The 19,560-nt window shown below is 37.4% G+C and carries 20 protein-coding genes and 1 pseudogene; 15 read left to right on the top strand and 6 right to left on the bottom strand.

Annotated elements, in window-relative coordinates; genetic code table 11:
• On the bottom strand, positions 1–804 hold an 804-nt coding region (locus tag BIZ36_RS18520), incomplete at its 3' end, for an APC family permease (RefSeq protein ID WP_187459364.1).
• A 574-nt stretch (positions 805–1,378) separates the two neighbouring features.
• On the opposite strand from BIZ36_RS18520, the gene BIZ36_RS18515 reads away from it, so the two are divergent.
• The 13 genes from BIZ36_RS18515 to BIZ36_RS18455 all read left to right on the top strand — a co-directional run bounded on the left by BIZ36_RS18515 (position 1,379) and on the right by BIZ36_RS18455 (position 13,654).
• Positions 1,379–1,921, top strand: a complete 543-nt coding sequence (locus BIZ36_RS18515; RefSeq protein WP_121848517.1) for a lipid-binding SYLF domain-containing protein — start codon at positions 1,379–1,381, stop codon at positions 1,919–1,921.
• A gap of 646 nt (positions 1,922–2,567) precedes the next feature.
• A complete protein-coding gene (locus tag BIZ36_RS18510) occupies positions 2,568–3,533 on the top strand; it encodes a virulence RhuM family protein/type II toxin-antitoxin system death-on-curing family toxin (RefSeq protein ID WP_187459363.1) in 966 nt (321 codons plus the stop codon).
• Between the two features lie 587 nt (positions 3,534–4,120).
• Complete coding sequence (locus BIZ36_RS18505) at positions 4,121–4,756, top strand: HPP family protein (RefSeq protein WP_121848519.1); 636 nt, start codon at positions 4,121–4,123, stop codon at positions 4,754–4,756.
• Positions 4,757–5,034: 278 nt separating this feature from the next.
• On the top strand, positions 5,035–6,336 hold the full coding sequence (gene nhaA, locus BIZ36_RS18500; RefSeq protein WP_121848520.1) for a Na+/H+ antiporter NhaA: 1,302 nt from the start codon (positions 5,035–5,037) through the stop codon (positions 6,334–6,336).
• 109 nt (positions 6,337–6,445) lie between these two features.
• Positions 6,446–7,522, top strand: a complete 1,077-nt coding sequence (locus BIZ36_RS18495; protein ID WP_121848521.1) for a sensor histidine kinase — start codon at positions 6,446–6,448, stop codon at positions 7,520–7,522.
• A gap of 1 nt (position 7,523) precedes the next feature.
• Positions 7,524–8,861 carry a sigma-54-dependent transcriptional regulator gene (locus BIZ36_RS18490; RefSeq protein WP_187459362.1) on the top strand — a complete coding sequence of 446 codons (1,338 nt, stop codon included), beginning with the start codon at positions 7,524–7,526 and terminating at the stop codon, positions 8,859–8,861.
• A gap of 441 nt (positions 8,862–9,302) precedes the next feature.
• The gene (locus BIZ36_RS18485) at positions 9,303–10,607 is read left to right on the top strand and encodes a Glu/Leu/Phe/Val family dehydrogenase (RefSeq protein WP_121848523.1); all 1,305 of its coding nucleotides are present in this window, start codon (positions 9,303–9,305) and stop codon (positions 10,605–10,607) included.
• Between the two features lie 10 nt (positions 10,608–10,617).
• Positions 10,618–11,037 carry a GreA/GreB family elongation factor gene (locus tag BIZ36_RS18480; protein ID WP_187459361.1) on the top strand — a complete coding sequence of 140 codons (420 nt, stop codon included), beginning with the start codon at positions 10,618–10,620 and terminating at the stop codon, positions 11,035–11,037.
• Positions 11,038–11,049: 12 nt separating this feature from the next.
• Entirely contained in the window at positions 11,050–11,457 is a 408-nt protein-coding gene (locus BIZ36_RS18475; RefSeq protein ID WP_121848525.1) for a hypothetical protein, read from the top strand.
• Between the two features lie 19 nt (positions 11,458–11,476).
• Positions 11,477–11,863: a hypothetical protein gene (locus BIZ36_RS18470; protein WP_187459360.1), complete on the top strand. Its 387-nt coding sequence runs from the start codon at positions 11,477–11,479 to the stop codon at positions 11,861–11,863.
• An 8-nt stretch (positions 11,864–11,871) separates the two neighbouring features.
• On the top strand, positions 11,872–12,705 hold the full coding sequence (locus BIZ36_RS18465) for a hypothetical protein (RefSeq protein WP_162987863.1): 834 nt from the start codon (positions 11,872–11,874) through the stop codon (positions 12,703–12,705).
• 431 nt (positions 12,706–13,136) lie between these two features.
• A complete protein-coding gene (locus tag BIZ36_RS18460; RefSeq protein ID WP_121848528.1) occupies positions 13,137–13,361 on the top strand; it encodes a type II toxin-antitoxin system ParD family antitoxin in 225 nt (74 codons plus the stop codon).
• Positions 13,358–13,654: a type II toxin-antitoxin system RelE/ParE family toxin gene (locus tag BIZ36_RS18455; protein ID WP_121848529.1), complete on the top strand. Its 297-nt coding sequence runs from the start codon at positions 13,358–13,360 to the stop codon at positions 13,652–13,654. Before BIZ36_RS18460 ends, BIZ36_RS18455 begins: the two co-directional genes overlap by 4 nt.
• Before the next feature lie 53 nt (positions 13,655–13,707).
• On the opposite strand, the gene BIZ36_RS18450 is transcribed toward BIZ36_RS18455, so the two are convergent.
• The 5 genes from BIZ36_RS18450 to BIZ36_RS18430 all read right to left on the bottom strand — a co-directional run bounded on the left by BIZ36_RS18450 (position 13,708) and on the right by BIZ36_RS18430 (position 17,836).
• On the bottom strand, positions 13,708–14,139 hold the full coding sequence (locus tag BIZ36_RS18450; protein WP_121848530.1) for a hypothetical protein: 432 nt from the start codon (positions 14,137–14,139) through the stop codon (positions 13,708–13,710).
• Positions 14,140–14,338: 199 nt separating this feature from the next.
• Positions 14,339–14,659 carry a four-helix bundle copper-binding protein gene (locus tag BIZ36_RS18445; RefSeq protein WP_121848531.1) on the bottom strand — a complete coding sequence of 107 codons (321 nt, stop codon included), beginning with the start codon at positions 14,657–14,659 and terminating at the stop codon, positions 14,339–14,341.
• Between the two features lie 805 nt (positions 14,660–15,464).
• Positions 15,465–15,665: a CsbD family protein gene (locus tag BIZ36_RS18440; protein WP_121848532.1), complete on the bottom strand. Its 201-nt coding sequence runs from the start codon at positions 15,663–15,665 to the stop codon at positions 15,465–15,467.
• Between the two features lie 622 nt (positions 15,666–16,287).
• On the bottom strand, positions 16,288–16,686 hold the full coding sequence (locus BIZ36_RS18435) for a VOC family protein (RefSeq protein WP_121848533.1): 399 nt from the start codon (positions 16,684–16,686) through the stop codon (positions 16,288–16,290).
• 211 nt (positions 16,687–16,897) lie between these two features.
• Entirely contained in the window at positions 16,898–17,836 is a 939-nt protein-coding gene (locus tag BIZ36_RS18430; RefSeq protein ID WP_187459359.1) for an alpha/beta hydrolase, read from the bottom strand.
• Positions 17,837–18,077: 241 nt separating this feature from the next.
• On the opposite strand from BIZ36_RS18430, the pseudogene BIZ36_RS21345 reads away from it, so the two are divergent.
• Positions 18,078–18,329, top strand: a pseudogene (locus BIZ36_RS21345) (JAB domain-containing protein); the annotation flags it as partial.
• Positions 18,330–18,977: 648 nt separating this feature from the next.
• A complete protein-coding gene (locus BIZ36_RS18420) occupies positions 18,978–19,556 on the top strand; it encodes a BfmA/BtgA family mobilization protein (protein WP_187459358.1) in 579 nt (192 codons plus the stop codon).
• Positions 19,557–19,560: the final 4 nt, after the last annotated feature.

The raw sequence follows: 19,560 nt of genomic DNA, 5'->3' as shown, positions 1-19,560 counted from the left end.
AATACCACCAATCTGTCCCCATTGAGATTCTATGACCGCAGCGAGTGGTCCCTCTTTTTCACTCAATTCTATGGCACTAAAGGTGCTAAGGCTACTAATGGCAATTGCGACATATATGATGAGTACTATAATTCCGCTCATCAAAACTCCTCTGGGCATATTCTTTTTTGGGTTTTTTGTTTCCTCGGCCATTTTTACTAAATCTTCAAAACCAACATAGCTAAAAAATATGAGTGCGGACCCCGATAAGACTCCCGTTATACCGCTTTCTCCCATCTTAAAAAGTTCTAAGGTGCTCCAGTCCGGTATAGTGAATATGACCACTGTCCCCAATCCTAAAAGTGTGACTATCGTGGCAATAGTATTATAATAAGAGCTTTGCTTTGAACCCAAAATATTGAACATTGACATGAGTATTATAATCCCAATGATGGCGATCCAATGCGGAATTTCAACGAGTCTGTTCAAGTATTCAGCAAAACTAATTGCGATGGCCGCGGGTGCAATAATTCCGGTGAAGGCCATAAAAATGGACATGACCAAGGCTGTTTTTTCCCCTATACCGTGTTTAATGTATTCAAAGCTGCCTCCGGCATCGGGAAAACGACTTACAAATTCTGCATAGGATAAGGCGGTGAGCAATGCTACAATTGCCGCAATGGTAAAACTTAACCAGAGCATATTTCCACTTAATCCTGCTGCCTGACCAATGATTGCATATATTCCGGCACCTACAATCCCCCCAACACCGAACATTAAAATGTCATAAAAATTCAAGGATCTACTAAGTTTATTTTTCGCCATACCCATGTTCTATGTGAGCAAATTACTTGATACAGAATGATTAAGATTGCTGAATTCATCAAGAAATTGAGCTGATTGGTAAATGCCAATTTATGGCACCCGTCTTATTAATGATTGGCCATTTATATAGGTAGAATTGACTGTTGGATATCCTTCTTGAGCGTAATCTTAGGGCCTTATTAGAAGGATAAAAAGGTGTACACTCAGATTTGAAAAAAAACTGCCTATAGATTTAGCAATTCTTGTACATTCTCCATATTCACCTTCTGGTATAATACCAATCGATTAAAACACAACTCAAAAGTGAGATTAGTCTATCAATAATATCCTACGGATACGTCCAATACATATTGATAAGAATCCAGTCCCGTCCAACAGCCATAAAACTGATAATCAATGCTGGCTAGAATGGTAACTTCTAGCCGATGGTTGTTTAGTTGTATCAGTGATAGAGCAAAGAAAACCTGTAATCCAAACAATTTTTACATTCAGATTTTATTTACTTGCCTTTAGTCATTTGGCAGCTAAGAAATGGCAGCCAAATTTAATCTATTAATAATATAAATTTTATACCATGAAAAATTTTAGAGATATGTGCATCCTATCTTTTACGCTGTTTTTAACCGTCACAACGAATGCTCAAGAAAAGGTAGACCAAGAAGTCATGGCAGATGCCGAAAAAGCTAAGGTGATACTGCAAACCGATAATGATAAACTAGATGGTTACTTTGAAAATTCAACAGGATATGCAATTTTTCCCAATGTTGGAGAAGGTGGCTTGATTATCGGCGGAGCGTCCGGCAATGGGGTAGTATATGAGAACGGTGAAGTGGTTGGAATGGCCGACCTAAAGAAAGTCGATGTAGGACTTCAAGCGGGAGGACAAGCGATTACCCAAGTAATCTTTTTTGAGACCGAGGAGGCTTTGAACGAGTTTAAGCAAGGTGAGCTGGAGCTCTCCGCTGAAGCAAAAGCTGTAGCACTTCACGAAGGGGCTTCGATAGATGCCAATTATGATGACGGCGTAATTGTTTTTGCAAAACCTAAGAAAGGGTTGATGGCGGATGTTTCCGTAGGAGGACAGAAATTCGATTATACATCCATTGATAATCTTTAATCCACAATCCATTTCATAAAATGATTTTTGAACGGACATCTTTTTGGAGGGTTTTTCTCTTTAGAGGGCATACGATCTTTTTATATAGAGATCTTATTTTGAAAAAAGAAAGCAAGAATTAATCGATAAATTAAATTTTTACGTGGCCAACAACCAGATAGATGGAAATGAGATAAAGAATTATGACATCATGCTAAAAATTCTTGATGAACTTTCGTTTTCGAATAGATTACGAAGGAAAGGTTCAATATCTTATACAGTTGTTGATAGCTTAAGCATAGACCGGGATTTAGGATCAGAACTAATTGTATTTGATAATAGTATTTACTGATTTTTAAGACATTGTAGCTTTATTCGATGTCTTACATTTATTACATCTGCCTTCCTAATTTTGAGAAAGTTCAAAAAACGATTCTCAAGAATACAAACCGAACAAGTAGCGAACAAGTAGCGAACAAGTAACCGAACAAGTCAGCGACTAAGTAACCAACCAAGGAAGTAGTCACGTAAAAATCCTAATGAGGAACAATATTATTAATGATTAAATGCTTAGAGAATGTGATTTTAATATCCTTAAAAGGGTCATTAATCGCAATGCATTGTTAATTTGTTCTTTTTTTGATTCTTACCTTTAGCCTAAAACAGGATGAATAGGGGGGAGATTATTTTATACGATGATAAACCAAGCATAGAAATTCGGTTGGATAATGACACCATTTGGTTAAATCAAAAACAAATGGCGGAGTTGTTTGATAAAGATACCGATACCATTGGCCTACATTTGAAAAATATCTTTACCACCAAGGAATTGGATAAAAAAGCAACTACCGAGAAATACTCGGTAGTTCAGAAAGAAGGTAATAGACATGTAAAACGTAAAGTTTTATTCTACAATTTAGACGCAATAATTTCAGTTGGCTACCGAGTAAATTCGAAACAGGGAACCCAATTTAGAATATGGGCTACCCGTACGCTAAAAAAATATCTAGTCAAGGGTTATGTTGTCAATGAAAACAGGTTAGCCCAAAAGGAAGAGGAAATACAAATACTTAGAAACGGTATTTCGATATTGGGCAGGGCAATGGAAGAAAAGTCAAACCATGAAAGTAATGAATGGCTGAAACTGTTTTCCCAGGGTTTGGAACTATTGGATGACTACGATCACGAGAGCTTGGACAAGAAAGGCCTAACTAAAAAAGAAGCCATATTTCCTAGCATAGAGGAATACCAAGTACTTATACAACAGATGTCAACTAAATTTGATTCTGAAGTTTTTGGAAAGGAAAAGGACAAAAACTTTCAGAGCTCCATCGCACAGATTACAAAAGGTTTCGGAATTGAGGATTTTTATCCAACCATAGAAGAAAAAGCTGCCACTTTGCTATACCTGATTACTAAAAACCATTCCTTTGTTGATGGTAATAAGCGAATAGCAGCGGCATGTTTTCTTAAATTCCTAAGCGCTAACAGTATGCTTGTTTCTCAAAATGGCAAAGTAATTATCAGTAATGATACCTTGGCAAGTTTAACTCTATTCATTGCTTCCAGTAAGCCCGAAGAAATGGAAACGGTAAAACGTTTGGTGATAAGTGTTTTAAATAGGGGTAATTAAATTAAAGTTCAATAAAACGATGGCAATGTCACTATGCCCCATTCCTGCTGTAGCCCTCCCTAAAAATGTAGCCTTCCCCATTTTCTACAATTGATTATTTAGAAATCGTAACTTAGTGGAAAGTTCAAAAAATGGATTATCAATACCATTTTATTTTCTGCCTTTGTGAAATCATTAAAAGATGATAAAATCGATTTGGATAAAAAAAAGTAAACCGTTATTAACCATATCCCTCTGGAGAAAATGGAGCGAAGAATGAAATATTTCCATCTAATTTGGAATCTATTAAAAAATATGGAGAAGATTACCAGCCTATTTTAGGAATATTGTATTTAGAAAAGCTTCGCTCATTTACTTTAAGTAAGCAAGTTGCCGAATAAAAAAATTCAATTCACCACTATTTTTATCGCCAAAACAGATTATGGTCTACAACCCAAACTTAAGAACATTAATCAATATATCTCTCAATAAACTTAATTAGGGTGATTTAAATGAGAAATGGAATCTACCACCCCTTTCGAAATACTTAGATACATCATAGAATTTTTTTAGAGTTGAGGCTGAGATTTCTATTTTTGCCATCCTGTATGAAGAATGTATTTAATAGAAGTTATCGGATAGGAAGGTACATTGTATACCGAGAAACTTTGTTAGAGCCTAAGGAACTTTTTTGGTCATTTGTGGGATCTTTTTGCGGAATTGGGCTCATCGGTTTTGTCCAATCGCAATATTTGTCCCATGGCGATAATGTTTTACTGATCGGTTCCTTTGGGGCCACTGGTGTGCTGATTTACGGAGCTATACATAGCCCGTTGGCCCAACCCAGAAATTTGATGGGAGGACATATTTTCAGTGCAATTGTCGGTGTAAGTGTAGCTCTTCTTTTAGGTGACATTTTATGGTTGGCGGCAGCTTTGTCCGTGGCCATATCCATCTTGGTCATGCAAATTTCAAAAACCCTACACCCACCTGGAGGTGCGACTGCATTAATTGCAGTCATCGGTTCAGAAAAAATAACTTCTCTGGGTTATTGGTACGTTCTTTTTCCGGTATTGAGTGGGGTATCCATAATGTTTGTTGTTGCATTGTTTTTTAATAATTTAACCCCGAACAGAACCTATCCCTCTAAAGGAAGGTTTCTTAAAACATTACATTGGGCCATTAGACCGGCCAAAACGAAACTTCAACGCATAAAAGGAAATTCCTCGGGTGAAAAAATATAATTAACTAGAGTAAAACAACTATACCCTGTTCCCGGTGATTTCCTAACTAACTACATCCAATGGTATGTTCAGAGAGTAATTCTTACCCTTTGGGCAATAACTACCCATCTCCAAATTTAAACGCAAACTATATTTCACTGAAAATTAGAAAATTAGGAAAATATACTCCTATATATGATAAATGGCCTTGAAATTGTACAAAGTCATTCTTTAATTGGTAAGTCCAGGTTACAATACCGTCCGTGGGCAAATTATTTCTTTTCTTCCAACTAAATTCTATGTTGAAAAAAATTCTTTCACCTTTTCAAAACTTTATTAAAATTGAAAGTTTAGGTGGACTTTTATTAATATTAGCTACCCTTATCGCTCTTTTTTGGGCAAATTCTCCTTTCTCCGCAAGCTATTTTAATTTATGGAAGTTTCGCTTGGGCATTATCACTGAAACATATGAATTTTCCAAGCCACTTTTTTTATGGATCAATGATGGACTCATGGCCATTTTCTTTTTTTTGATAGGCTTGGAAATTAAAAGAGAAGTACTGATCGGGGAACTAAATTCGGTAAGAAAAGTTGCTTTTCCTTTGTTCGGGGCTATTGGAGGTATGTTAGTACCGATTTGTGTTTTTTTGGCCTTCAACCAAAATTCAGAAACTGAGTTGGCCTGGGGTATCCCAATGGCGACCGATATTGCGTTCTCTTTGGCAATCTTGAACATGCTTGGAAATAAGGTTCCGATGAACCTGAAAATATTCTTGACCGCTTTTGCCATTGTGGACGATCTTGGGGCTGTCATGGTGATTGCGTTGTTTTATACTGGGACTATCCAAATTTCTATGTTATTGACCGCCTTTTTGATTTTAGGACTTTTGTACTTCTTGGCCTATAAAGGTTATTACTCCAAATTTCTGTTGACTTTCTCGGGGATAGTAGTTTGGTTTTTATTTTTAAAGGCCGGTGTTCATCCAACGCTGGCAGGAATTTTGATGGCATTCTGTGTTCCAGTGCGCCAAACAATAAAGACTCCCGCATTTATGGGCCACTTTGAAGAAATTTACAGAGATATACAAGATGCTAGGGTGTTGTCAAAACCTGTCCTATCAAGTGGGCAATTAAATCAATTGGGCAGAATGGAACATTTTATGGTCAAGTTTCGGTCTCCCCTTCAAAGTTTGGAACATAATCTACACGGATGGGTAGCCTACTTTATAGTACCTATATTTGCGTTGGCCAACGCAGGTATAAGCCTTAAAGATCTGGGGGAAATAGACTATGTTCTTGCTATCAATATAACCCTTGCACTTTTGTTGGGAAAGGGATTTGGGGTTAGCCTTGTAGTATACATTGCAGAAAAGTTAAAATGGCTTGTTGTGCCAGGGGATATTGGTCAACGCCAAATTTTTGGTGTCTCCTTTTTGGCAGGTATTGGTTTTACCATGGCTTTTTTTATAGCCAATCTGGCTTTTGAATCATCCCTTTATCTTAATTCGGCTAAAATAGGAATTTTATTAGGTTCAGGACTTTCCGCAATGGTAGGTTATTGCATATTGGCAACAACTAAAAATAGGAAAGCTGAAGCTTAAGGTCTTGGCCGTTGATTCCGAGAGGATTTTATTTTGTATTTCCAGAAACATTCACTTAACTCTGATCTGTATTGTATAGCGGGCAATACGAATTTCAAAAACATAAGCAATGAACCCAACCGAAGAAGCTTTAAATGAAAGAATAAAGGAACTGACTTGTCTATATGAGGTTTCTTCCATAATAGTCAATGCCTCAGAGGAACAAATGCTCGAAGTACTTCAGGCCATTGCTAAATGTGTGAAAAATGGCTTTCGTTATCCATCACAAACAGAGATTTTGATAAGAACTTCGAAGATGGAGGTCTTTACGGGCATATTAAAGATGGGTGAAACTATCAGTTCCAATATCAAAGTGTTCAATCGTATCGAAGGGAAATTGCAAGCTCGCCTACAGAATCCGGATAAGGAGTTCTTGAAGGAAGAACAACCATTATTGGATAACATTGCCTTAAAAGTTGGTAATCTCTTGGAAAAGTTGGAAATTCAAAAAAGTGAACGATCCTTGATGAGGCAAATGGAGAGGGCGGACCGATTGACAATATTAGGAGAAATAACAGCGGGGATTGCCCACGAGATGAATACACCTCTGGCTAACATTCTTGGCTTTGCAGAGCTGCTGAAGTCCGATTTGGAAAACTTGAATTTGGATACTGGCGACATTGATAAGATAATTCAAAATTCGATTTTTACTAGGGAGGTCGTTAAAAAGCTAATGTTCTTTGCTTGTGAAATGCCACATGAAAAAAAGCAAGTTGATATCATACCACATATCAAGGGGGCCATTGATCTATTGGATGCGACCTTTAGAAAAGAAGAAATAAAATGCCTTTTCACGACCAAAAAAAATGAAATCTTTGTGAAAGTCGATATTATACAGTTGACTCAAATCATTTTTAATTTAATTATGAACGCCATATATTTTTCGCCAAAAAATGGATTGGTCACGATAGAGGTCAACGAAGATAAGGAGTCTATTTTAATAAGTGTAAGCGATGAAGGATCTGGAATTAATAAAGATGCCCATGAAAAAATTTTTGAACCTTTCTTTACGACTAAACCCACGGGCGAGGGTTCCGGGTTGGGACTAAGTGTGGTCCATGGAATTGTATCTGCACATCGAGGTCATATTGAAGCAATAAACAACAAAGGCAAAGGCGCTTGTTTTAAGGTTCAAATTCCAAAGTAATATGAAATTGAGAAAAGAGAACATTCTTATAGTGGATGACGACCTGCATATACTTGAAATGCTTCAAAGACATTTGTCATCTTGGAATTTTCATACATACAGGGCCATTACGGTCAAGGAGGCCGTATCCATTCTGAGGGATTCACGAATAGATTTGCTTATTACCGACCTTAAGATGCCCAAAATAGACGGTTATGAACTAATTAAATTTGTTTCAGAACATTATCCCGGTGTCCCCAGATTGATAATTACGGGATATCCCTCCGTGCAAGGCTCTTTGAAGGCCATTAAATCGGGAGCTGTTGGCTACCTTACAAAACCATTTACTAAGGAAGAGTTAAAAACTTCAGTTGAGAAATCGTTGTTAAGCAATAATGAGGCATTAACCAAGAAGGATAGGAGACAAATTCCGTCCAAGTCGAATGCCGGAGATTTTAAAGATTTAGTAGGGAAATCAAATGCTCTTGGAAGGATTTTTCAAATTATTGAAAGGGTTAAGGACAACAAAGCCACTATACTGATTACCGGGGAGAGCGGAACGGGAAAGGAGCTTATAGCCAGAAGCATTCATTATTCAGGAAAATATAAACAACAAGCATTTGTGCCAGTAAATTGCGGGGGTATTCCGGAAAGTCTTTTGGAGGCGGAGCTGTTCGGTTATGTTAAGGGAGCTTTTACGGGTGCGGATGGTGCACGGGACGGTTTTTTTCAGGCCGCGGACGGTGGGACTCTTTTTTTGGATGAGATAGCTAATTCCTCGTTAGCTGTACAGACGAGATTGCTCAGAGCACTTCAAGAAAAGGAGGTAACTAAGGTGGGTTCAAGAAAATCGGAGAAAATAGATTTGAGAATTATTGCGGCAACTAATGGCAACCTTAAAGAAATGGTTCAGAAGGGTTCCTTTAGGGAAGATTTATACTATCGTCTTACCGTTGTAGACATAGAACTTCCTCCGCTTAGGGAACGAAAAATAGATATTCCTCGTTTAGTTGAAAAATTCCTGTTCAAATATGGTGTCGAGTATAAGGACCGTCTGATAGGGATATCCCCTGAGGCACTTGAAATAATGAAAAGATATAATTGGCCAGGAAATATCCGAGAGCTGGAAAACATTGTCCAAAGAGCTGTGATAATGTGTGATGGCCGTGTAGAAACTGAGAATTTGCCAGATGCTTTAAAATATAAAATCGATTTTCCGGACGAAGATTTTTTGCCACTTCGTGAACAGGAGACAAGGTATTTACGAAAGGTTTTGGCGCATTATGGCAATAATAAAACAAAGGCGGCGGAAATATTAGGCATTACTCGTAAGACGCTAAGGGAAAAACTGAAACAATGAAAAACTAACATTTTATATATTCTTCAAAAATTGTATTCAGGTTATTTGGGAAGGTTCTGTCTATCCGTCAAACTACAATCACGTCCCAATAGGCAAGTTTTTTTTACCCAGGCGGGTAAATAGTTACCAGGCTATAAATCGTTCAATTTTCCAATACTCATGTCTACACCTTATTCCCATTGGCCTTAGGGAACATGGCATCAATATCTGCTTTCACATGGTATACTAGTTGCATCATGTTGTTTATAAAGTTGTAAAAGCATGAAAGGCGAGTTTTTTAGTATATGTCCCTATTGTAAATTTTTCTCCCATTGCGTCCTGACTGCAAAAAAGGATAGGGTTTGGGAATGTAGTGAATACCATGATCAAAAATTGGATCCATTTCCGGCAGAACCAGTTTCGCAAGATTTTAAACCGTTTCCAATTAACATTTAATTCAGTATGTCCGAGGTCAAGAAAATTATTCGAAGGGGTTTAAATGGTAAGGTGCAGCAGGGCATGATGCGGAATGTAATGAAGCAATTCAACGAAGCTGCCGATTTTCTGGGTATAAACAGTAACGTAAGAAAAATATTGTCGCATTCGAACAATGAGCTAGTTGTAAGATTTCCTGTAAGGATGGATAATGGGGAAGTTGAAGTTTTTACGGGATATAGGGTACAGCATAATAATTCATTAGGCCCTTATAAAGGTGGGCTTCGGTATCATAAGACTGTTGACTTGGATGCTGCTAGGGCACTTGCGATGTGGATGACATGGAAAACCTCTTTGGCGGGTCTTCCTTACGGTGGTGCCAAGGGAGGTATACAAATAGACCCCTCGGCTTATTCACCCGCTGAATTGGAGCGCATAACCAGAAGATTTACGTACGCTTTAGCCGACAATATAGGTCCGGACCATGATATACCTGCCCCGGATATGAATACAAACGACCAAACAATGGCATGGATGGCGGATACCTATATGAGTATGCGTCCTCCTGCCGAGCGTTCGGCAAACCAACACGTTGTTACAGGTAAACCTTCAGCTAGTGGGGGGTTGGAGGGAAGGGACCGTGCCACCGGGTACGGTGTGTTCTTGACAATAAAACTTTTGCTTGAAAAAAAAGGGCAAGACCTGAAGGACAAAAGATTTATAGTTCAAGGCTTTGGTAATGTGGGTTATTGGGCTGCTGTTTTTCTTGAGAGGATGGGGGCAAGAATGGTGGCGGTCCAAGATGCCTCTAAAACCTTATATGATGATAGTGGAATTTCAGTGGAAGAACTTCACGAGTTTTGTTTAAAGAACAAATCTGTTATCAATGGTTTTAGTGGAGGATCAACTTTAAAAGACAAAGATTTTTTTTCTGTTGAATGTGACATATGTATACCGGCCGCACTAGGCAACCAAATCACTAAGGAAAACGCATTTGAAATCAAGGCAAGCCTTATCGCCGAGGGAGCCAACGGACCAACAGAAGATGCAGCAGAAAAATTATTGATTTCAAGAGGGACTCAAATTATTCCCGATATTCTTTGTAATTCAGGAGGTGTTATCGCCAGTTATTACGAATGGCTCCAGAATAGAAATGGTGAACTTTGGAATATGGAAGAAGTGATGGAAAAATTGGAAAGGAAGATAAGCGCTTCCTTTGAGAAGGTCTACGATTTATCAACATCTGAGGGTATTTCACTAAGAATGGCTGCTTATGGAATAGCCTTGAATAGAATTGAAAATGCTTATGTGCAACGGGGAATATTCCCATAGAAAAAGGAAGATGAACAGTAACAATCTAATAGTTGAAAAAAGGGAATATGTGTTTCTTAAAAGGTTGTTGAACCTATCTGGATACTCAAATGACAATTCCGTAAAAAAATCCTTGGAAAAATTATCCTCGGAACTACAATTGGCCCTTATAGTGGACGAATTGGATATGCCTAGGGGAGTCATTAGGTTCAATAGTCTCGTAACGATCGAATCTTCTGATGGCTGGCAGCGAAAAATTCAATTGGTCATACCTTCGGAAAGAAATTTCGAACTCGGTAAGATTTCGGTTCTTACCCCGATGGGTGCTGCACTATTCGGCTATCCGGAAGGTAGTACCGTAGAATGGGAGTTTCCAGGGGGCACCAAAAAAATTTTCATTAGTGAAGTGAAGAAACAACCGCTTCCGAAGGTTCTAGACCTTCCTTTGTAACAAAAGTAAAATATGAGAGGTGAAGGTTTAGACTTATATCAGTATGAGAGCGATACAGAATTGATTCATAAAATCAACTCAATGGAATTGAAAGCTTGGATTGCCAATCTACATTTTATTCGTAAAGAGCTCTCGAAAATTATTGAAATCTGTGTGCAACAATTTAAAGAAAAGTCAAGCTTTATTGAGGTAGGCAAAAAATTTGAGAAAAAGGAGGTAGAGAACGAAAATATACTGAAAGCTTTAAATGGGTACAGTAATAACAGGTCAATAATATCCGAGTGTGATAATCTTCATTGCGACATGGCTTTCATTAGGGAGCATGAAATGTACCGAAAAAGTTATGTATACCATTTGGAGAAATATTGGAATTTAAAGGAAGATTTCTACAACCGCCTTAAGGACAGTTTGGTTGGTTGAACTAGGATTTTATAGATAGATGAATCCAACTCAAAAAGAATATTGGTTCGCCGAACTTTGCTTGGAAAGAGATTATTACGATGTAAAATGGTGGACTGTCCAATTAGAACAAATAAATCGGGAACTGGATAGTTTAATGGAAATAGAAACAACGTTGTTGAATAGATCAGAAATTTCAATGTCTCTTTTAGGTCTTAGAAGAAAGAACACCCTTGTGCTTAGAAAGTTATATCAATTTGAGATAGATCTTAAAAAGGAAAAGGAGTATGGGAAAAAGCTTTATGACGTGGGTATACTTCGGGCTTATCAGAACAGTAGGAAACTCTTTCAGGAAATCTTGGCTGAATATAAGACGGCAATGACACTGATCTTCGACGAACTAAAAAAGTATAGAAAACTCAAATAAAAGGTATTATGGAAAAACGAATTTTGGTGCCAACTTATTCGAACATGGAAATAGAGTTTGTTTTAGGATACCTTTCTAATCTGTTCGAAAACCAATATTGCAAGTTCTATATACTCGACACATTTAGTTACCGAATGAGTGGGCTTGAAACCTTGCGCTTTTTGCAGGAGGACGATAGTTTTTTCGAAAAGCCTAGAAAGACTTCAGAGGATAAGCTAAGAAGCGTGATTCTGGAGCACAGGTTAGAGCATTCCAATGTAAAACATACCTTTCATCCAATCACCGAATGTTCTAATATTCTCGGTGCGGTCCAAAGAAATGTTATGGAATTTGAAATGGATTTGATTGTTTTATTCATGAATAGCGCAAACAGAGCTTATGACCACCAAATCTCATCGATTCTTAATAAAATTAGAAGGTGCCCGATTATGGTAATTCCTGAGACTATGAGTCTTAGTAGAAGAAACAAATTCGTCTTTGTTTCGGATTTCATGAATCCTGTTCCCCAAGAGGAATTGGATTATATGCTTTTTCTATTTGGCTACATGAAGCTTGAATTTAAAATTTTACAAATTGGTCAACCTTGCCAAATCAGTCTGCACCAAGAAATCAATCATAAAACACTTCATTCAAAATTAAGCACGATTTCTCAATCAATGGTGTCAATCAGAAATATAAATTCTTTAGATAAAATTAAGGAATATGGCTCAGGTCATACGAAGAGCATACTTTGTTTTTTGGATGAAAAACCAAGTGTATTACGAAGGCTTGGAGTAACCAAATCTTTTGTCAATAGGTTGGGACCTATCGATAGAATCCCTATTGTAACTTTTCATGTATGAAAAAATATTATGAAGAAAAAGAAATTTGAAATTGCTTTATTGCTAATTGGCATTTTGTGTATAGTTATTCTATGTTGGCTATTTCCAGCTCCTGTATTCGAAAACTAACCCTTATCTAAGTCTATTAGAAATTAAAACGGCTAATGGTGAAAGTTAGTATAATAAACGTTTAAGAGAACGGATTACTTGGAATTGAAGACTGACCATTAATTTTAGCGTTAATTGGTTTGTGGAGAAAGGTCTTGTTTATTCAAGGCCTTTTTAATTTATAGGTTTTGATAATAGAATGGAATTTAGCCTTCCTTGTTTTCTAAAATTGATTATTCATAAATCGTAACTTAGGGGAAAATTCATAAAAAGGATTCAATTAATATCCATATTTGCTAAATATGGACAAATAGTGTAATTTTGTAGGAAGTAATGTTTATGTTATGAATATCAGTTTCACAAAAAAACAGGAAGAATACATTGCCAAGCAAGTCGCTACCGGTGAATACCAGAACAATAGTGAGGTTATCCGTGATGCAATACGTTTACATAGTATTTATAGGGACAAGGTTATTGATGATCTTAGAAGGGAAATTGAGAAAGGTTGGGATGGCCCGGAAAGCTCCCGGACAATGGATGAAATCATCGCTTCAAAAAAGAATGGGTGAAAGTTGGCTATGTTCTTTCGCAAGAAGCGGATAGTGACATTGAGAATATATTCGAATATGGTGAATATCGCTTTGGGACTGCTCGGGCAATCGAATACCTGATTGGTCTGAAGGACCATTTTTTGGCAATTGGCAACAATCCGGATATCGGAAAGAGTAGAAATGAAATTAAGGAAGGCCTTTTCAGTTTTCCATACATTTCTCATGTAATTTTCTATCGTAAATTTAAAGGATATGTCCGGATAGTAAGAGTCCTGTATGGTGGCAGAGATTTGGTAAAGTTTCTAAGTTAAATAAAGGATTAACAGAATGTCGAAGTGTGGCAATTGAAAAGTTCAAAATTGAGCTATTTCTTAGTTCGCGTATAATAATAACCTGGTCCGTCACAGAGTAAGTATCCGCCATTGTACATTTCTGATTCGCTTAGAATACTCAAGTGTTCCACCAAGGAATTTCCACAGGATTGGATAAGGTAAGTGTCATCGGAATAGTACAACTTAAGATAATCATTTCCACCCGAATTTACCGAGTCATATTTACCGAAAGCAGTGGAAGTGCTATCTGGATATACTCTTCGCTTGATAAAGGTACTATCGGGGAAAAATTCGATAGACTCTCGAAAACCTAATTCTTCTTTATCCAATATTTCCCCGGACATCCCAGAATTCAAGGAAGTGAGCTCATAATACATTGCCAATCCAAAATGGGCCGATTCGCTGGAACTTGAACAAGAGGACCAAACAGTTGCAATGACTAGCAATATTAGTATTCCTCTCATTATTGTTTTTCCATTAGATGTACAAATTAGAAGAGGGTTGCTTTAGAATATTAGTAAATAGCTGCACTTTAATAGGTGCCTACCTATAGATGCAAAGTTCAAATATAATGATGTTCAAAAGCTCATTACGCGGTACAAATTACTATCTACTATTACATCGACATCCTCAAGAACAAGTAAATTCCAAACTCTTATGATACTATTTGGAAAACTCATCACAAGCTAATGCACATTCCCTACAGGCTTTAGCACATTCTTTGCAATGTTGGTGGTCGTGGCGCGAACATTCATCGGCACACGCTTCGCAAATTGTCTTACAATAATCAACAAGACCCTGAACGTCCGTATAAGAGGTAGCTAGAATTTGTGCAAGTGAACTACAAACTTCGGCACATACTCTATCGATTCTAATACAATTGTTCATCATAGCGATGTTTTCCTCATCTAGACAAGCGTCCGCACAATAATTGCAATGGTTAATGCAATTTCCCAATGCATGAATTAATTTTACATTTCTCATACTACTATTTTTGTATTAAGTGCGCTGAAGTTATAAAATTGAACTTGGTGCGTATGTCGTCAAAAACAATAATATTGAACCTATAGCAAAGTAATTTACATCAAGGAAGTACGTGAGGTTAATTTTTGGAGAATAGCCTTAGAAGATTTTAAAGAAATGATTCTTAAAGAGAACGAAATATCAAATTAGGATTACCATTTCCCGGTTACTCATTTTAAGCTAAGAGTACATCATGTTATCATAGCAAAACGAATATGGAATGGATTGTTACAATCCTATTCTCAAATGTTTTAAAATAAAGCCCTGTTTTAAATCCATCTCGTAAGGCCAAGTCCGCGATTTGCTATCGTCAGTATCTTTCCTCATCGGACCAAGGACAATTGTTCAATGTTCCGATTTATTCTATAAGTTTAATTACTAAAGAAACGCCCTTTAAATAACCATTGTCAAAATTCAAATTAGTTTAAGACGCAGGATAATCTTAATGTGGATATGTACTCCAAAATCCTTCAAAACTTGCTAGTAAAATTATAGGAAGAGAAATAGGTGGATGTGCTATTGGGTTTTTTTAGGAAATGCGCCAAAATTTAACTGAAGTGTTTAAGTGAGAAAAAGCCAAAAATTGTTCCGGATAGAATATGGAAAGTTATTGCCGTATATAAGTACTGAGGCAAAGTCTCCTCACGGCTTCAACTAATAATGAGCGGTTGACCTAAGTTTCGATACTAGTCATGGTTTATGGGGATTGGGATGGAAGGAATTGCCAAGCATCCAATATTGGATGCCTGGCAAACCGATTATTATTCTAATATTTCAGGTTATCCAAAAAATCGTTGACTCTTTCTTTGCTCTCGCCCGTCCTTTTTTGGATACGACCTATCAATTCGTCCTCCTTACCTTCTTGGTAGTCCAGGTCGTCATCGGTGAGCTCCCCCCATTCCTGCTTAATTTTTCCTTTCGCAATGTTCCAATTGCCCTTAACCTTATCTTTCCATGGTGCTGACATAACATTTTTATTTAGTAGTTTAAATATGGTAAATCTATTAGCTTAAAATAAGACAGATTGACTCGAACGCTAAGGAATTTGACTTGGTAAACCATAGCTCCTAAGGTCGTTGATAGCTCGGAGGTGCGACCTAAAATAGTGACCGATGCCGTGGGTTAGAACATACTCTAGGAAAACCGTATCTGACAGTCATAAATTCAAGGCAAAGGGCAAAAGCAAAATTCTATAATTCCAACTGGTGCGATATAGGGTGGGGAACTACATTAATATTGTCCACATTGCTTTAGGATCTAAAATAGAATAAATTGATTAGTTAAATTCTTTGCATGCCTATTTCAATTAGGATGCTACCAGCTCCGAAATGACCTTTAAGAACCTATCATTATATATAAAGCCATTTAGATAACATAAGGGTAGGAGTAGTTTTAAAATCAACTTTGAATTTGAAGCAATTGTAAATATACATGCGTTGCAAAGGCTTTTATATAAAAAGTTGTTTATATAAAAGCCTTTGTAGAATTACTTTACAACATTATATTAGAGTTAAAGCCATTGACGGAAACTTTGTTAAATAGGTTAGATTTAAATTTTCCGTCAATAAGCTTATATGAGCGTAGTGTAATTATATTTTGCTATTGACCATCCAATTAATTCCAAATTGGTCTGTACACCGACCAAAATATCCCCATTCCCGTTCCATAAAGTTGTGATGGATCTGACCACCTTTAGATAATTCTGAAAAAACCTCCTTCGCTTTTTCGCTATTCTCAACATCTATCGCCATGTGAATTTGATTGCCATGGGTAATAGGTGTATCAGGAGCTGCATCGTAAGCCATGATATGAATATTCTTCCCACTTAACTCTGCATGTTGCAATTTTTGTCGGTATGAAGCGGGTACATCCATTTTTTTATCTTCATAGGTCTCACGATTCTTGACTTCTGCACCAAATAGATTGGCATAATAATTTAATGCCTGCTGACAATTACCATTAAAAGCTAAATATGCTTGTATTTTCATCTTATAATATAATTTAGATTTTAAATTTTGGACAAAATAAATAGTCTCGCAAGAAGTCCCTTGTTTGAAAACATAGTTTATTAATGCGATTAAAAAAATGAACACCATAAAGATAGGACAGTGGCAACCCTATATTTATTATACGCCATTTATAATGCCCTCTATTTTTAATCGAAGTCATTTAGGATAGTATTGATGATGTACCTATTTCTTATTTTTTAAAAAATTCATTGACATCTAACCAATGAACAAATGCATCAAACCACCGGTTACTAGTGCGATTTGGGTTTCCGAGTCCGAAACCGTGTCCGCCATTTTGGTATAGGTGAAATTCAACGGGAATACCAGCCTTGAACCAAGAATCGATTACACCAAATTGTCCCTTGAAAAGAAAGTCGTCAGAAGCTATGACATTGAACATTGGAGGAGCGTTCTTAGGTACTTCGACAGCTCCCATACCACCGTATATAGGTCCGATGAAAGCCAATTTCATAATTTTCGAGTTCAAGGTTGAATGCATGGTAAGCCCTGCTCCGGCAGAAAAGCCGATCATTCCAATTCGGTTAGTGTCGACACCCCATTCTTTGGCGCGCTTGAGAATCATTTTATAAGCAGCTTCGGCATCTTCAAGTTGATTTGATAGGTCTCTTTGAGGGGTAACTGGCCTATTAGTCTCAGATTCAGTATTGCTCGATTCTGAAGGTGCTGTTCTAGGCCTATTCATCCAAGCAGTAAATTCATCTAGTGATTGAGGGGTCGGGTGCAATCTATATTTTAGAACAAAGGCAGCAATACCCTGTTTGGCTAAAGCCTCGGCTACCTCCCAACCTTCGTTGCCCAACGACAGCCATCTAAAACCACCTCCCGGTGCTACAATGACGGCAGTACCGTTCGCTTTTTCAGGCTCAGGTAGAAAAGGCGTGAGTGTTGCTGTAGTAATATTTCTGGCCATGGGGTCTCCCCATTGGCGAAACCAAGACTCCGATGCTGGTTGGTCGTCGACACCACCAGTACCCAGTAAAATTGCATTTGGTTCATCGGGAGCATCAAGTGGGTAAATCGTACCGTCTTGAGATGCTGAATTTTGAGCATTGCATACTAACGCAATGAATAAGATAACTTTAGTGAAATTGTTTAGAGTTGAGTTCATTTGTTAATAGTTTATGTGATGATAACCAAATATAGTGTAATTATTACATTTAATAGGATAAAACTAATTTCATCTAATATTTAACTGCTTAAAAACTAGACTGTAAAAGGGATAGTGAGAATATTTTAGGAAACTCAACATCACGGGCATATCGATGAAATATTGAGCAAAAAGAGGCAGTTTTCATTCTTGTTCTGTTTGTAAGGAATACGGAAGTTAACAGGTCAAAGGTGTCTATTCCTTATCGTACGGAAGTATTACTGGAACCTTGGTCGACAACCGAATCCTATTCGCCATCACCCTCAAAACCTTATCCGTAGGTATCCTGTCCCATAATCATTCATCCGATTTTCTAAAGGCTAGTGAACGGGATTGAATATTGACGGAAAAAATAAAGAAAGTTGCCCAATTATTGGACGTAAAGGTGTTGGACTATATCATAATGGCACCCGATGGTACCTATTTAAATTTTGCGGATGAGGGCATATTGTAAGGGATGACCAAAAATCATGTGTACCAACCCTTTTTTTACAGGAGCCAAAACTTTGGGTTTAGACCCATAAGGGATGGCTTATAAATAATTTTCATTTGGTCATGCAGATCATTAATGAACAAAATACGGATCATAAATAGTTCTATAAATTAAAAGGCATCTCCAGAACTCCCAATCAAAGTAGGGGTTCATTAAAAGACGATTTAGATTCGTCTTTTTTACATATCTATAGGTTCTTCTAACCGTTCCCATTTACCTTTCATGGGCACATCCTAAAATTTATTGCCAATTCTACTTATTCAAAGAGATTCTGCATTTTCATTTTTTAGAGATAGTCAATAAATTTATATAAGGACCAGTCTTAATAAATAGTAAGGCCGCTATGATTTGACTTTCCAAAGGCCTCACTGACTTTACATTCTTTTTTAAAAGCCCTCGGGACTACCTCCCAGGGTGCGATTCTTTTTGGGCTGCAGCGCAAAAAGGAGAAGCAAGAGGGTAGCACGCTAACGCATGCTCTATAACAATAGATTTATGTGAAGCCCCATGGTAGAGGGGTTTCCAGATATGATAGGGTCGTGATGATGCCCGTTTATTAATGGAAAAAGGGAACGAGCCCCATAGAACCAATGAATTTTTAATGGAAAAATGGATAGAGGATACGAAAAAGAAGCATTTACCTGCCTAAGCATCAAAAAGTCGATTGCTAAAAAGTATAGGAGGTTTTGCAAAACGCAAGGGACTTCCCAATCATTGACCCTGATGGCAATGGTCGAATTTTTCGAACATAACGGGCTGTCCCCCCAAGAACGACTGGGGGAAACCATAGCGAGCCTAAAATACTTAGTGAAACGCCGCTTCAATGCCTTGATTGCCATCCTGCGAAGTATCGAAAAAGAACAAACACTTCCTACCATGGGCATGATCCAAGCGCTTTTCGAACAGGAGTTGGAAAATGAGAATGAAGAATGGGAAAACGAATTTGATTTTATCGAAAAACAACTATCAGAACCGGAGAATTCCAAGGAACCGGATTTGGAAATGGAAGTCATGGTGCCTAAAATTCGATTGGATCGATTGGAGGAAAAGCATCAGGAACTCAAGGAAGATTTCAAGTACGTACTGAATCAGGTACGTATGTTTCGTAATCGCTTTGGCAAAGACCACCTGAAATTAGAAATCAATCCGGAAGCCCTTGATAAATACAGAACAAAACTTGAAAATTAATTCG

The sequence above is a fragment of the Cytophaga sp. FL35 genome, assembly GCF_014349235.1.
In the GTDB taxonomy this organism is placed as follows: domain Bacteria; phylum Bacteroidota; class Bacteroidia; order Flavobacteriales; family Flavobacteriaceae; genus Euzebyella.
The sequence above is the reverse complement of the archived record's forward strand: the minus strand, read 5'-3'. Positions and strand labels throughout refer to the sequence as shown.